The 13,892-nt window shown below is 55.9% G+C and carries 15 protein-coding genes and 1 tRNA gene; all 16 read right to left on the reverse strand.

Annotated features, from left to right (window positions below):
* Positions 1 to 6: 6 nt before the first annotated feature.
* The gene (locus WC515_03550; GenBank protein ID MFA5146438.1) at positions 7 to 507 is read right to left on the reverse strand and encodes an NUDIX hydrolase; all 501 of its coding nucleotides are present in this window, start codon (positions 505 to 507) and stop codon (positions 7 to 9) included.
* A gap of 15 nt (positions 508 to 522) precedes the next feature.
* The gene (locus tag WC515_03555) at positions 523 to 780 is read right to left on the reverse strand and encodes a F0F1 ATP synthase subunit epsilon (GenBank protein MFA5146439.1); all 258 of its coding nucleotides are present in this window, start codon (positions 778 to 780) and stop codon (positions 523 to 525) included.
* Positions 781 to 782: 2 nt separating this feature from the next.
* The gene (gene atpD, locus WC515_03560; GenBank protein MFA5146440.1) at positions 783 to 2,198 is read right to left on the reverse strand and encodes a F0F1 ATP synthase subunit beta; all 1,416 of its coding nucleotides are present in this window, start codon (positions 2,196 to 2,198) and stop codon (positions 783 to 785) included.
* Between the two features lie 2 nt (positions 2,199 to 2,200).
* Complete coding sequence (gene atpG / locus WC515_03565; protein MFA5146441.1) at positions 2,201 to 3,055, reverse strand: ATP synthase F1 subunit gamma; 855 nt, start codon at positions 3,053 to 3,055, stop codon at positions 2,201 to 2,203.
* Positions 3,052 to 4,572, reverse strand: coding sequence for a F0F1 ATP synthase subunit alpha (gene atpA / locus WC515_03570; protein MFA5146442.1), 1,521 nt, complete (start codon positions 4,570 to 4,572; stop codon positions 3,052 to 3,054). Before atpA ends, atpG begins: the two co-directional genes overlap by 4 nt.
* A 1-nt stretch (position 4,573) precedes the next feature.
* Entirely contained in the window at positions 4,574 to 5,110 is a 537-nt protein-coding gene (atpH, locus tag WC515_03575; GenBank protein ID MFA5146443.1) for an ATP synthase F1 subunit delta, read from the reverse strand.
* Positions 5,107 to 5,604: a F0F1 ATP synthase subunit B gene (gene atpF, locus WC515_03580; GenBank protein MFA5146444.1), complete on the reverse strand. Its 498-nt coding sequence runs from the start codon at positions 5,602 to 5,604 to the stop codon at positions 5,107 to 5,109. The genes atpH and atpF overlap by 4 nt, the downstream gene beginning before the upstream one ends.
* A 36-nt stretch (positions 5,605 to 5,640) precedes the next feature.
* Positions 5,641 to 5,871, reverse strand: coding sequence for an ATP synthase F0 subunit C (locus tag WC515_03585; GenBank protein ID MFA5146445.1), 231 nt, complete (start codon positions 5,869 to 5,871; stop codon positions 5,641 to 5,643).
* A 19-nt stretch (positions 5,872 to 5,890) separates the two neighbouring features.
* Positions 5,891 to 6,625, reverse strand: a complete 735-nt coding sequence (atpB, locus tag WC515_03590; GenBank protein ID MFA5146446.1) for a F0F1 ATP synthase subunit A — start codon at positions 6,623 to 6,625, stop codon at positions 5,891 to 5,893.
* Between the two features lie 12 nt (positions 6,626 to 6,637).
* Positions 6,638 to 6,886, reverse strand: coding sequence for an AtpZ/AtpI family protein (locus tag WC515_03595; protein MFA5146447.1), 249 nt, complete (start codon positions 6,884 to 6,886; stop codon positions 6,638 to 6,640).
* Positions 6,887 to 6,991: 105 nt separating this feature from the next.
* Positions 6,992 to 9,322 (reverse strand): sodium-translocating pyrophosphatase, encoded by a 2,331-nt coding sequence (locus tag WC515_03600; protein ID MFA5146448.1) that lies wholly within the window; start codon positions 9,320 to 9,322, stop codon positions 6,992 to 6,994.
* Between the two features lie 164 nt (positions 9,323 to 9,486).
* Entirely contained in the window at positions 9,487 to 10,005 is a 519-nt protein-coding gene (locus tag WC515_03605) for an energy transducer TonB (GenBank protein ID MFA5146449.1), read from the reverse strand.
* A gap of 151 nt (positions 10,006 to 10,156) precedes the next feature.
* Positions 10,157 to 10,231, reverse strand: a tRNA-Phe gene (locus WC515_03610).
* Between the two features lie 145 nt (positions 10,232 to 10,376).
* Positions 10,377 to 11,327: a thioredoxin-disulfide reductase gene (gene trxB / locus WC515_03615; protein MFA5146450.1), complete on the reverse strand. Its 951-nt coding sequence runs from the start codon at positions 11,325 to 11,327 to the stop codon at positions 10,377 to 10,379.
* A 27-nt stretch (positions 11,328 to 11,354) separates the two neighbouring features.
* A complete protein-coding gene (locus WC515_03620; GenBank protein MFA5146451.1) occupies positions 11,355 to 12,794 on the reverse strand; it encodes a radical SAM protein in 1,440 nt (479 codons plus the stop codon).
* A 2-nt stretch (positions 12,795 to 12,796) separates the two neighbouring features.
* Positions 12,797 to 13,891: an LptF/LptG family permease gene (locus WC515_03625; protein ID MFA5146452.1), complete on the reverse strand. Its 1,095-nt coding sequence runs from the start codon at positions 13,889 to 13,891 to the stop codon at positions 12,797 to 12,799.
* Position 13,892: the final 1 nt, after the last annotated feature.

Here is a 13,892-nt window from a genome sequence, read left to right on the forward strand (position 1 = left end):
ATATTTCTATATTAATCCGCAAAGCGCGAGGGCGCATATCGTCTTTGCGTCGACGATACTCCCATTCCTGAAGAGGCGCTTAAACTCCCGCCTCGTCAATATGCGGTTCTCGATGACCTCGTCCTTTTCCATGACGCGGTCCCTCTTCTTAAGACGCGAGGCCTTATATATGAATATCTTCTCGGTGGAGTAGCCCGGGACGGGATATATCCTGCCGACCGCTTCCAGCCGCCCGGCGGCATAGCCGGTCTCTTCTATGATCTCGCGGCGGGCGCACCCGAGCGGGGACTCTTTATGGCCGAGCGTCCCGGCCGGGAACTCGTATATGTATGACCCTATGACCGGGCGGAGCTGGCGCAGCATGATGACCCTGTCTTTGCCGAGGAAAGGGACGATGAGGCTGGCCCCGGGATGTTTTATCATCTCGAACGTGGCCAGAAATCCGTTCGGCAGGCGTTCCTTCTTCACGAAGACGTTCAACAGCTTCCCTCTGTAAATAGAACGCATATTACGGGCCGCCTTTTAGAAGGTGTTCAAAAATATGGTGGCGTTATTCTTAAGGACTTCCAGAAAACCTTTGTCGGGAGCGCGGAAAGAGAGGCGGACGCCGGAATCGCTCCTTACGGTTATAGTGCCGGCGGATAAATTCGTGACGAGCGGCGCGTGGTTTGCCAGGACCCCGATATAGCCTGACTCCGAGGGGACTACGAGCGAAACCGTCTTCCCCTCATATATCATCTTATCCGGTGTCATGATGCTGAGATCGAATGCCTTTACCATAGTCATGCCTTCGAATTTATCTTCTTGAGCTGTTCGGCCTTTTCGATCGCCTCTTCGATGGGCCCGACCATATAGAACGCCTGCTCCGGCAGGTCGTCCAGTTTACCCTCTACGATCATCCTGAAACCCTTTATGGTATCGCTCAACTTTACGTATTTTCCTTTGATGCCGGTGAACGCCTCGGCGACGAAGAACGGCTGTGAGAGGAACCTCTGGATCTTCCGGGCGCGCGCCACGACCAATTTATCCTCATCCGACAATTCGTCTATGCCCAGTATCGATATTATGTCGCGCAGGTCCTTGTAGCGCTGCAGGACCTTCTGTACGGCTATCGCGGTGTTATAATGCTCTTCTCCCAGTATCCGGGGGTCCATTATGCGCGAGGTCGAGTCGAGCGGGTCTACGGCAGGATATATGCCGAGCTCGGATATCTGCCGCGAGAGCACCATCTTGGCATCCAGGTGAGAGAATGTGGTCGCCGGGGCCGGGTCCGTAAGGTCGTCGGCAGGCACGTATACTGCCTGGACCGACGTGATCGAGCCGCGCCTTGTCGACACTATCCTCTCCTGGAGTTGGGCCATCTCAGTGGCCAGGCTCGGCTGGTAACCGACGGCCGAAGGCATCCTTCCCAAGAGCGTAGAGACCTCGGCGCCTGCCTGTACGAACCTGTAGATATTATCTATGAAGAGAAGGACGTCCATACCCTTTTCGTCCCGGAAATATTCGGCCATGGCAAGCGCCGATAACCCGACGCGGAACCGGGCGCCCGGCGGTTCGCTCATCTCCCCGAAGACGAGGGCCGTCTTCTTGACCACGCCGGATTTATTCAGTTCGAGCCACAGCTCATTACCTTCCCTGGTCCGCTCGCCTACGCCTCCGAAGACCGATACGCCGCCGTGTTCGGCCGCGATCGTCCGGATCAGCTCCATGACTATGACGGTCTTGCCCACCCCCGCCCCTCCGAAGAGGCCGATCTTACCGCCCTTTGGATAAGGGGCAAGAAGGTCTATGACCTTGAGCCCGGTCTCGAGCATGGACGAGAGCGGCATCTGTTCTTCGAATGAAGGCGGCTCCCTGTGTATGGGAGAACGTCTGCCCGGGTCGAGCAGTTGTCCCTGCCCGTCGACCGGCTCGCCAAGGAGATTGAATATCCTGCCCAGCGTCTGTTCGCCTACCGGCACGGTAATGGCCGCACCCGTGCCCCTGGCCTTCATGCCGCGGGCAAGGCCGTCGGTAGGCCCGAGGGCGACGCAGCGCGCCGTATTGTTGCCTGTCAGCTGTTCCACCTCAAGCGTCAGGTCTATCTTCCTGCCGCTGTCCTCTATCTTCACCGCATCCAGGATCTTGGGGACCTCCCCCTCCGGGAAGACGATGTCGACTATGGGACCTATGACCTGTATCACTTCGCCGTATGCCATGTTCATCCCTTCAACGCCTCAGCTGATGAGGCGATCTCGATCACTTCCTTTGTGATGGTGGCCTGCCGCACTTTATTCCGCAGGAGGGTCAGGCCGTCTATCATCTCTTCGGCGTTATCCGTCGCCGTCTTCATCGCGACCATGCGGGCCGAATGCTCGGAAGTGAAAGCGTTCAAAAGCACCAGCCTCATCTTCTCCGCCAGATAATGCGGGACAAGCTCATCCATGACCCTTGCGATGTCCGGCTCCACGATATAGTTCACGGCCCCTGCCTTTTTGCTCTCCACGGGCAGATATTTTTCCACGACCGGCCTGTGGCGCAGGGTGCTGTCAAAATGCATATATGCCACATACACCTCATCCGCATTACCGTCCGAGAATGAACCGGTCAGGTATGAGGCGATCTTTTCCGGTATCTCGGCCGAGCAGCGGCCGTGCGGTTCGGGACATCCTCCCAATAACGGGATGCCGTATTGCCTGAAATGTTTGCCGCCTTCCCTGCCTATGGGCGCTATCTTTACCTTGCCGGGATGGAACCTCTTTACGAAATCATCGGCCGCGCGTATGACGGCATAATTATAAGTGCTGCAGAGCCCGGCATCGGACGTTATGACCGAGAGGGCTATCGTCCTGACCTCTTCCCTCTTCTTAAGCAAAGGATGGGACGGTATCTCGACGCTTGCCGCCAGGCGGTCCATGAGCGATTCCAGTTTGACGACGTAAGGCCTCGATGCGTACAGGGCGGCTTTGACGCGGCCCAGCTTCACGGCGGAGACCATCTCCATAGCCCGCGTTATTTTCTGCGTATTCCCGACGCTGCGGATCCTCAGCTTTATGTTCCTGAGCGACTCCGTCATATCTTATACCTGTCCCTGAAATCCTTTTTGAACTCCGTGATGGCCCAATCGAGCCGGTCCGTCGTCTCCGGGCTCAACTCCTGCTCCGCATTGATGCGTATCTCTATGTCGGGGTGCAGTCTGCCCATGTATGAATAGAACTCGCTCTCGAATTTTTTTATCACCCCCACCGGCAGGTCATCCAGGTAGCCGTTGGTCCCGGCATATATGATCATTACCTGCTTTGCTATGGGCAGGGGCTCATACTGGTCCTGTTTCAGTATCTCGACCATACGCGCGCCGCGCGTCAATTGCGCCTGAGTGGTCTTGTCGAGCTCCGAACCGAATTGGGTGAACGCCAAAAGCTCCCTGTACTGCGCAAGGTCCAGCCGCAGCCGCCCGGCGACCTGTTTCATCGCCTTCGTCTGGGCGTTTCCGCCCACGCGCGAAACCGACAACCCCACGTTTATCGCGGGCCTTACGCCCGAATAGAACAGGTCGCTTTCAAGATATATCTGGCCGTCGGTGATGGAGATGACGTTGGTCGGGATGTAGCTTGTGATATCTCCTGCCTGCGTCTCGATGATAGGGATGGCCGTGAGCGAACCTCCGCCCAGCCCGTCGGTGAGTTTCGCAGCGCGCTCGAGAAGACGCGCATGTATATAAAAGACGTCTCCCGGGTATGCCTCCCTGCCCGGCGGCCTCCTCAGGAGAAGGGACAGCTGCCGGTAGCTCTGCGCGTGCTTCGACAGGTCATCGTAGATCACAAGGGCATGCCTTCCGGAATACAGGAACTCTTCTCCGATAGCGCACCCGGCATAAGGCGCCAGGTACTGGAGCGACGCCGAATCGCGCGATGAGGCGCTCACTATGGTCGTGTACTCTATAGCCCCGTATTTCCTGAGCGTCTCTGATACGGCCACGATATTCGACATCTTCTGCCCTATGGCGACGTAGATGCAATATACGCCCTTCCCCTTCTGGTTTATTATGGTATCTATGGCGATGGCGGTCTTGCCGGTCTGGCGGTCCGCTATCACCAGTTCGCGCTGGCCGCGGCCGATAGGTATCATAGAGTCGACCGCCTTTATGCCCGTCTGGAGCGGCTCCTTGACCGGCTGCCGCTCTATAACGTTCGGCGCCCTCCTCTCCATGGGGCGGTACCCGTGTGTGGCTATGGGGCCCTTCCCGTCGATCGGTTTCCCGAGAGGGTTGATGACCCTCCCCAGTAGCGCTTCACCGACCGGTATCTCCGCTATCTTATCCGTCCTCTTTACTATATCACCTTCCTTGATATCCTTCTCTTCGCCGAATATGACTATTCCTACGTTCTCTTCCTCCAGGTTGAAGACCATGCCTATGGTGCCGTTCGCGAACTGGACCAGCTCTCCGGCCATTACATCATCCAGCCCGTAGACCAGGGCTATTCCGTCCCCCACCTGGAGGACCGTCCCTATGGACTCCACCCTCAGCCTGGACTTATACTTCTCCAACTCTTTCTTTATGATCGACGTGACCTCTTCCGGTCTCAGTGCCATATCATCCCGCCTTAATTGTCATAAGCTTATCTCTCATATCCTCCAGGCGTCTCCTTACCGAGCCGTCTATGACCGTGTTACCGATGGTCGCGCTGACCCCTCCGAGCAAAGCAGGATCTATATCGATATAGAGGTGCAGTTTCTTATGGACCTTCTTTTCGAGCGCTTCTTTTATGGAGCGCATCGCTTCCGTATCCAGCGGGTAACTCACTTTCAACACCGCATCCACCTCTTCCCCGTGAGAGTACTTGGCCCTGGCATACTCGACCATGGAATCGAATTCGCCGAAACGCTCTTTCTTCAAAAGCAATTCCAGGAAGTGGCGGATCTCTGCGGAAAACCCTTCCCCCAGCACCTTTTCTACGGCGGCGCACTTTTCGGCCCGGGTGATGGCAGGGCTCTCCAGGAACTCCCTGAAATCCGGGTTGTCCCGGAAGATATCCCTTACGCCCCTGAGCTCTCCCAGCCCCTTCTCGAAGCCTATCGTCACGGCCGCATACTCCAGGAACGCCTCGGCATACCTCTTTACTGTAGTCATTGCGTCTTCTCGACCTTCCTTAAAAAATCCTCGATCAGCCTCTTGTCCTCTTTCTCGGTCAATTTCTCTTCCACTACCTTCTCGGCAACCTTTATAGCTATGTCGACTATATCCTCTTTCAGCGTCTCCCGGGCCTTCTGGAGCTCGGTCTTTATCGTCTCGCGCGATTCGTCAACGGACTTCCGGGCGCCATGCTCCGCATCCTTTATTATCTCTGCCGCTATCCTCTTGCCTTCGACGATCGCTTCCTGTATCTTCATCCGGGCCGCAGCTTCGATATCGCCCATCTTCTCTTTATATTCCGTCTCTATCCTGCCGAGTTCCTCCTTCGCCGCATCTATTATCTTCAGATCATCGGCGATCCTGCTCTTCCTGTCGTCCAGTATCCTCAGGAACCTCTTCCATAAGAACACTCTCAGGAGCAGCATGAGCAGGAGGAAGCTGACTAGTTGAGCGACCAGCTCGGGAAAGCTTAAAAGTTCAAGAAGCCCCATATGCACACTTTCGGTTATCGCGCTTCGGACCGATATTTATATCTTACCTGCAAGCCCGAATACGAAGACGAGCGCGTAGATCGTAAGCGCCTCTATGAAGGCGCACCCGGTCGCCATATTTATCAGTATCTTCGTCGACGCCTCCGGCTGCCTGCCGGTAGCGTCCATTGCCGCGGCAACGGCCTTGCCCAGCGCTATCGCGGAACCGAACCCCACTATGCCCAATCCCAGCGGAAGGCCGATCGCGAGAATCGCTTTATAATCCATACACTACCTCCTTTTTTGTTTATGCCTCTTCGTGTGTCAGGACAAGCGTAAAATATATGGTCGTCAGGAGGCAGAAGACGACTGCCTGCACGACCGACGCCAGTATGACCAGAAGCGTATTGAAGAACAGGAGCGGTATGCCCTTTATGCCGAATCCGGCCAGGACGGCGAGGAGCATATCGTCCCCCCAGACATTGCTCCTGAGACGGAGCGATAAGCTTATGGGCCTGACAAGCTCGGACACGACATGGAGTATGAGCATCATCAGGGGTATGAATACAGAGAAAGCGATTATCCCCCTAGGCCTTCCCAGGAGGTGATCTGCATATCCTATGAGTCCCAGCTCCTTCACCGCGGCATACTGGACGTACGCAAAGACGCATAGCGCAAGCGCGAGCGTCGTCGACCAGCTCGACGTCGATGACTTCATGAACGGGATGATGCCTGAAAGGTTCATGCAGATGATATATATGAAGAGCGTCCCGATGAACGGCGTATATTGCCTTCCCTTCGGGCCTATGATGCCGCAGACGAAGTCATCTACACCGCCGACGAACAGCTCGAGGGCGTTCTGGAGCCGCCCCGGGAGCGGGGATATCCTGCGGGACGCGGCATACGCTGTCAGCGCGATGACGGAGATGACTATGACCGAGAATATGAGGTTCTCCCACCTTATGAGGTACCCCGACCATGGGGTGCCCTTCAGGCACTCTGCCGCAAGCGTCACTATGTTAGGAAGTTCCCTCTCTCCCATCGTACCCTTAACCTATTTTTGCCCCTCCGCGCGGAGGGCCATCTTAACTATGCGTATCGTCTCCCGGACGCTTGCCGCAAAACCGACCGTTATACAGATAACGGATAGATAAGGGGCGGCGCCGGCCTTCTTCTCCAGGTAGCCGCCCAGGACGTATCCGGCCAGGGGGCCCGCCGCGAGCACGAACGGTATGAACGAGAGGAGCCCGCCGATCTTGACCCACCTGTAAAGGTCCTTCTTTGATTTATCGCCTTCGTCCATTCGGAGATCTTCCGTCTTCAATTATACTTCTTAAAGCGAAAAAACACAAATAAAATGGGGACAGATACCCTGGAAGTATCTGTCCCCGGTGATGAGTAACGGTATTTACGCCTTCTCGACGAGAGAGGGCGCCGGCCTCTTGCTCTGCCAGATCGCCCATATCAGGAGCGCGCTCAGGCAGGAGATGGTCACCCATGCCCCGAAGCCGAGCTTATTATACTGGACGACGATCGGGGCGATTATGACGGAGACGAGGTTTACGACCTTTATCATCGGGTTGAGCGCAGGACCCGCCGTATCTTTGAGCGGATCGCCCACCGTATCGCCTACGACGCCCGCCTTATGACGCTCCGAACCTTTGCCTGTATTGAGCACCGTATCCGATATTTCGTCTTCTATCGTCTTTTTACAATTGTCCCATGCCCCGCCCGCATTGGACATGAAGACGGCGAGGAGCTGCCCCGACAGTATTATGCCGGCAAGAAAACCGCCGAGCGCTTCGACCTGAAGGACGAGTCCGACCAGTATGGGCGTAACGACGCTCAATATGGCCAGGCTTATAAGTTCTTTCTGCGCGGCGGTAGTGGATATCGCCACCGCCTGCTTGTAATCCGGTTTGATCTTATTCTCCAATACGCCCAGGCGGAATTGCCTGCGCACTTCCTGGACTATCAATGACGCGGCACGGCTAACCGCCTGTATGGCGAATGAAGAGAAGAGCCACGGCAGGGCGCCTCCTATCAGCATGCCCACGAATACCTGGGGGATGGATACGCGTATGCCGAGCGAAGTGAGCTGGTCCGCTACGGCCACCCCCATAGCGGCCTGGACCTTGCTCACGTCGACCATATATGACCCGAATAACGAGACGGCCGCTATTACGGCCGATCCTATGGCAACTCCTTTTGTTATGGCCTTCGTGGTGTTGCCCACGGCATCGAGGTCCGCCATGATCTGCTTGGCATCTTTTATATCTTTACCGCTCTGGCCGTGCCATGCCATCTCGCCGATGCCGTTAGCGTTATCGGCGATCGGGCCGAATGAATCCATCGCGACGTTGTTGCCGGTCAGCGTAAGCATCCCTATGCCGGTCATCGCGACACCGTATAGTATATAAGCGATCCTGTCGGGGCCGACAACACCCGGTATAGTCCCGAATATCATTATGGAGCCGAATATGGTGGCTGCGATCACGAGCACCGACCATACCGATGACTCGTACCCGACAGCTATACCGGACAGTATCGTGGTGGCAGGTCCCGTATTCGTGGCCTTACGTATCTCCTGTACGGGACGGCCATGGGTCGAGGTGAAATATTCCGTCAGGCGGTCGATCGCTATGGCCAGGGCCACACCTATGGTGGTCGCAAGGAACGGCCTCCACCACCCGCCCGGTATATTATTCATATAGAAGAATGCCAGTACGCCGAAGAGCGCTATGGAGATACACGCGGATGTGAGGAATCCCTTGAATATCGCCTTCATGGCATCGCCGCTCTTCTCCCTGCCGGCATCGCCCTTCACGGCATACGTCCCTATGATGGAACAGATGACGCCTATGCCTCGCACCAATAAAGGATATATTATCCATTCGAGACGGTGAGTGATGTGATACAGCGCAAGGCCGAGGATAAGCCCGGCGACGATCGTGACCTCATACGATTCGAATATATCGGCCGCCATACCGGCACAGTCGCCGACATTGTCACCGACAAGGTCCGCCACTACGGCCGGGTTACGGGGGTCGTCTTCGGGGATGCCTGCCTCTACCTTGCCGACCAGGTCGGCGCCGACGTCAGCGGCCTTAGTGTATATGCCTCCTCCGACCCTCATGAAGAGCGCAAGTAGCGTGCCGCCGAAGCCGAACCCCAGGAGGGCATCCGGTGCGGCTATGCCGAAGATTATGAATATGATGGTGCCTCCGAAGAGGCCCAGGCCGTCCGTCAACATGCCTGTGATCGTGCCGGCGCGATAGGCTATCCTCAGCGCGCTGCTGAAAGATGTCCTTGCCGCGGAGGCGACCCTCACATTAGCCTGTACCGCCATGCGCATGCCGAGCTGACCGACCATAAGAGAGAACATGGCGCCCATGACGAATGCCAGCGCCCTGCCGATACCTATGAGGAGGCGGACCGCCGATTCCGACTGCCCGGCGAACCGCTCAAGCGCCTCCTGTGAAGGCGGGACTATATATACGGAGAAGAAGAGGGCGAATGTCAGGAGCCCTATGAGCGGCAATATGCTGAAGAGCTGTTTACGGAGGTAGGCGTCGGCCCCCTCGCGGATCGCGTTCCATACCTCCAGCATCTTCGGTGTCCCTTTATCTTCACGCAATATCTGCCGGCGGAGAAAGAGCGCGTACAATAACCCCAGGAGAGACACTCCCAGGACGCTCCAGATCGCGACAACCTCAAACGCAGTCAGCCCTTGCAACATCACATCCTCCTTTTTAATTTATTATGCCTTAAAAAAAATGTCTTCTAGTCTACCTGCTAGAAGACCACGTCGTCTTATATGTGCCTATATGTTACTACATCTTTCTCATTTAGTCAATTTCATAATTCGGGAAAGGGGGCCTCCGGATATGTGCGGGACATTCCCTACTTCTCTTTAAATGATACCGTAACGGTGAAGGACATCTGCGGGAACGGAAGCCCTTCGGGGAAGGGCGGGAACGGCGATGCCTGTTTTATGCTTAAGGATGCTATCTCGGCCAGCCGGGCGTCTCCCGTAGACGCGGCCTTGTCCGTGTCGAACCCTATCAGGGTCCCGTCCGACTTCAGGATGAAGTTAAGGATGACATCCCCCTCCTTATACCACCGGCGGTACCTGTACTTGAGCTCCTCTTTGATCTTCTCCCGTATGAGCTGGTAATAATCTATATATCCCTTGCCGTATACCGGCTCGTTGACCGGCGGGGTTGCCTTGATATCGATGACCTTCCCGCTTTGGGCATCCCGCTCTTCCTGCTCGTACGTGATCTGGTAATATCTGAAATCGTTGCTTAAAGCGAACTGCCCCTGAGCGCTCTTCGCCTCCCGGGCACGGCAATCCCCGGGCAATGCGCAGCTGAGGAGCGCGCATACAAAGATCGCGATAACGGCCGCGGAGATCTTCATATCTTCAGTTTACCATATAATCTTGCTGGTGAAAAATGATGGACAAAAAGATGGCCCGCCTTCCTGTAATTAGCGATTCGGAGATGTTAGCGTTCGGCGGGCTCATCCGCCGAACGCTATCTTCCTGAAACACTAAACACAGGAAGGCGGATGGTGCCGAGGGTAAGAGTCGAACTTACCACGCCTGCCTTTTCAGGGCAGCGCTCTACCGCTGAGCTACCTCGGCGCTGAATAACATCCGTGAATAACATTAAAGTGTCGGCGAATCTCGCCGAAGCACTTTGTCTACAACTTATTGACTGCGAAGGCGGAAAGCTACCTCGGCTTAAAACCGATAAATAAATTAACACGAAATGCGGATACCGTCAACCCTATTTGTATCCCGACCCTTTGATACCCTCGACGTAGTGTTCGGCGGTGAAGGCGGCTGCGGCCCCCTCGCCTATGGCGGTAGCTATCTGCCTCAGCGCCTTCTTCCGGACATCGCCGCAGGCGAATATCCCTTCCGCGGACGTATGCATGTCGATATCTGTCATTATATAGCCCTTTTCGTCCGTTTTGACCGCGCCTTTCACTATATCCGAATTCGGGGTGACCCCTATGAGGACAAAGACGCCGTCCGCCTTTACGATATCGTCCTTACCGGTAGCTACATCTTTTATCCTGACGCCCTCGACCTTTGACCTCCCCGTGATCTCGACGGCGACAGAATTAAGCCGGAGCCCTATCCTGTCGTTCTTATGCACCCTCTCCTGCATGATCCTGGCGGCCCTGAGCTGCGAGCGCCGGTGGATGATGGTGACCTTCCTGGCAAATTTGGCCAGGAAGAGAGCATCCCCTACGGCGGTATCGCCTCCGCCGACGACAGCCACCTCTTTATCCCTGAATAACGGGCCGTCGCATGTGGCGCAATACGAGACGCCCCGGCCGGTAAGCTCCCTCTCCCCCGGGATCCCCAGCGAATTCCAGCGCGCGCCTGTCGCTATTATAAGCGCCAGCGCCTCTATGCGCTCTCCCGAGGCCATCAGCACCGTGAAAGGGCCCTTTTCGCCGTTCTTTGCCGATATCTCTTTCGCTTCGTCCATCTTCACATTGAGGCCGAACTTTCCGGCCTGTTTGACCATCTCTTCGACGAGTTCGGGTCCGCGCACCCCGCCGGAAAATCCCGGTACGTTCTCCACGATATCGGCTATCAATACCTGCCCCCCGCATGTCACCTGCTCTATCAGAAGCGTCTTCATCCTCGCGCGGCACGCGTATATCCCTGCCGTAAGCCCGGCGGGGCCGCCTCCTATTATGACTATGTCGTATATTTCACTCATTCAAATTCCCTCCCAACTCCTGACTTATTATACCAGATGCCTGTAAAAAGTCCTCAACGATATGAGCGTGCGGGCAAGCTCTGACGGATCCGCCAGGCAGCGCGCCATTTTATAGATGATATACCCCGGCCTCATATAGAACCTGCGGCGCGCGTAGTTTGCCAGCCGCACAAGCTCTTTGTTGGAAAAATGCTCGGTGCTCACCACCGTGTTGTGCAGTCCTTCGGCGGTGACCCAGTCGGAGAACCGCTCGCTCGACAGGTACCCGTTATCCCTGGCCCATTCGTACGCCTCGGTGCCGGGATAGACCATGAGAGGGAAGAACTGCGCCGTGTCGCAATTGAGCCGTATCGCGAAGTCGATCGTCTCTAGCACCGTATCAAGACGGTCGCCCGGGTTACCTATCATGAAACAGCCGTGCACGAGAAGGCCCGCGCGCTTCGCGTCATGGCTGAAACGCTCCATCCTCTCTACGGTGACGCCTTTATGCACCTTATCCAGTACCTCCTGGGAACCGGATTCGAATCCGGCTATGATGAGCCGGCACCCGGCCTTCTTCATCATGACCATGGTCTCGAGATCAAGATCCGCCCTGACATTTGCGTACCACGGCATCTTCACCTTCCTATTTATCAGCTCCCTGCAGATCTCTCCCGTCCTTTTCGGATCCACAGTGAAGGTGTCGTCCTCTATACCTATCTCCTTTACATGCGGCAGCTCTCTCTTCACGTACTCGAATTCATCCGCTACGCTGCCCGCGGAGCGGAAACGGCACTTCCCGGGATGGAAGACCTGGGGATAGACACAAAAACTGCACCCGAAAGGACAACCCCTCCCCGTCATTATCATGACGAAGGGGTGGAAGCTTGCCGCGAAGAAATAATCTTTTACGTTGAGATGGCGTTTATAAACGGAGGTGACGAACGGAAGACCGTCGAGGTCCTCTATCGAGGGTCTCTTACCGTTGTGGACTATAGCGTCTCCCCGGCGAAAGCTTATCCCCGGGATATCCGCGGGGCCTCTCCCGGAACCGAGCGCCCTGCAAAGGTCCCTTATCGTATGGTCGTACTCGCCTATCGCAACGGCGTCGATAGAGCGGCTCAGGCCGAGCGTCTCTTCCGGGAGCGCGGAAGGATGAGTGCCGACAAGTATGACGAATGCTTTCTTCACGGCCGCCTTCACCGAAGAGGCCGTTTCGACATCGCTGTATATGCTGGGCGTAGAGGTGTCGACAACTATGACGTCCGGGTCGAAAGCGCGCGCCGCCTTTACAACATCGCTCTCCGAGAGACGGCGTGCCGGCCCGTCAATAAGTTTGATCTCGAAGCCGTCCTTTTCGAGTACACCTGCGGCGTAGGCAAGCCACACGGGATAATATAATGTGCCGGATTTGGTGACGGCCGGGCTGCGCGAAGAACGGGAGAAGGGCGCGTTCCTGAAAGGAGGGTTGAGAAAAAGCACTCTCATATCTATCGCCGTGCGGTATGGATGAAGAGGATCGCCCCTGCCGCGAAGAATACGACGTTCGGGAGCGATGTACCTGCAAGCGGGGACATCACGCCTTTGAGCGACATCGCTATCCCACCCAGCAAAAGGCCCCAGTAGACGGCGAATATTATGAGGCTTATGCCGAACCCTATCGACTTCTCGCTCCGGTGCGAACGTATCCCCAGCGGTATGCCCACCAGTATGAGGACGAAGGAGGCGATCGCCATATTGACCTTTTTATATATCTCCACCCAGAGCGCGGTAGGGTCTATCTTCTGATGGAGGCAGTTTGTGATCTCCAGCCGAAGCTCCCGTATCGTCATCTCCCGCGGCTTCTTCTGTATCTTCTCCTTCTTGAAGATCTTTGACAGGTCGAGCGTCATGTAGTATGTCTTGAAGTTCAGCTTGTAGAAACTGTCCGGCTCTGTGGGCGACGGTTCTTCGCTCGTGCCGTTATAAAGCTTGAGTTCGATGATGTTCCTGGCCGGCACGGTATTGATCTCGCCGTACTCCGCCACTATGGTGCGCGTTGGTTTCCCTTCCTGCGGCTGGTAGACGCGTATATTCTTAAGCTTATTCCCGCGTATCTCGTATATGAATATGACATAGTTCTCGAACCCGCGTATGAAGGTGCCCTCCTCGAGATAGGCGGTGGGGCTGCGTATGCCGATCTCCTTGATGGCCCGCCGCGAGGCGAATGACGCCTCCGGCGCCACCTGGTCGTTTATGAAGAAGGCCGCCACGCTGAATACTACGCCCAGCATGAGTATCGGCATAGACGCCCTGTAGAAGCTGACGCCGCTCGCCTTCATAGCGGTCAGTTCACCGTCGCTTGAGAACCGGCCGAAAGTGAGTATCACGGCGGTGAGCGCCGCTACCGGCAGAGTGAAGCTCAAAAGCCACGGTATGAGGTACATAAAAAGTTTTACGACAGACAGGATGTCTACGCCCTTATTGATCAGGAGGTTCGCCAGCTGCAGGATGTTCCCTACTACGAGGACGAAGGTGAATACGATGATCGACAGGATGAATGAATGGGAAAATTCACGCAGTATGTAATTACGGAGTATACGCATC

This window comes from Candidatus Omnitrophota bacterium, assembly GCA_041650805.1.
In the GTDB taxonomy this organism is placed as follows: Bacteria; Omnitrophota; Gorgyraeia; order 2-01-FULL-45-10; family 2-01-FULL-45-10; genus JBAZKM01.

Coding starts and splice junctions, on each gene's coding strand:
- atpG (MFA5146441.1), bottom strand. CDS start 3,055: ATGACGGAGTCGCTCAGGAACATAAAGCTGAGGATCCGCAGCGTCGGG.
- atpD (MFA5146440.1), bottom strand. CDS start 2,198: ATGGCATACGGCGAAGTGATACAGGTCATAGGTCCCATAGTCGACATC.
- atpA (MFA5146442.1), bottom strand. CDS start 4,572: ATGGCACTGAGACCGGAAGAGGTCACGTCGATCATAAAGAAAGAGTTG.
- WC515_03555 (MFA5146439.1), bottom strand. CDS start 780: ATGGTAAAGGCATTCGATCTCAGCATCATGACACCGGATAAGATGATA.
- WC515_03620 (MFA5146451.1), bottom strand. CDS start 12,794: ATGAGAGTGCTTTTTCTCAACCCTCCTTTCAGGAACGCGCCCTTCTCC.
- trxB (MFA5146450.1), bottom strand. CDS start 11,327: ATGAGTGAAATATACGACATAGTCATAATAGGAGGCGGCCCCGCCGGG.
- WC515_03585 (MFA5146445.1), bottom strand. CDS start 5,871: ATGGATTATAAAGCGATTCTCGCGATCGGCCTTCCGCTGGGATTGGGC.
- WC515_03625 (MFA5146452.1), bottom strand. CDS start 13,891: ATGCGTATACTCCGTAATTACATACTGCGTGAATTTTCCCATTCATTC.
- atpH (MFA5146443.1), bottom strand. CDS start 5,110: ATGACTACAGTAAAGAGGTATGCCGAGGCGTTCCTGGAGTATGCGGCC.
- WC515_03550 (MFA5146438.1), bottom strand. CDS start 507: ATGCGTTCTATTTACAGAGGGAAGCTGTTGAACGTCTTCGTGAAGAAG.
- atpB (MFA5146446.1), bottom strand. CDS start 6,625: ATGGGAGAGAGGGAACTTCCTAACATAGTGACGCTTGCGGCAGAGTGC.
- WC515_03605 (MFA5146449.1), bottom strand. CDS start 10,005: ATGAAGATCTCCGCGGCCGTTATCGCGATCTTTGTATGCGCGCTCCTC.
- WC515_03600 (MFA5146448.1), bottom strand. CDS start 9,322: ATGTTGCAAGGGCTGACTGCGTTTGAGGTTGTCGCGATCTGGAGCGTC.
- atpF (MFA5146444.1), bottom strand. CDS start 5,604: ATGGGGCTTCTTGAACTTTTAAGCTTTCCCGAGCTGGTCGCTCAACTA.
- WC515_03595 (MFA5146447.1), bottom strand. CDS start 6,886: ATGGACGAAGGCGATAAATCAAAGAAGGACCTTTACAGGTGGGTCAAG.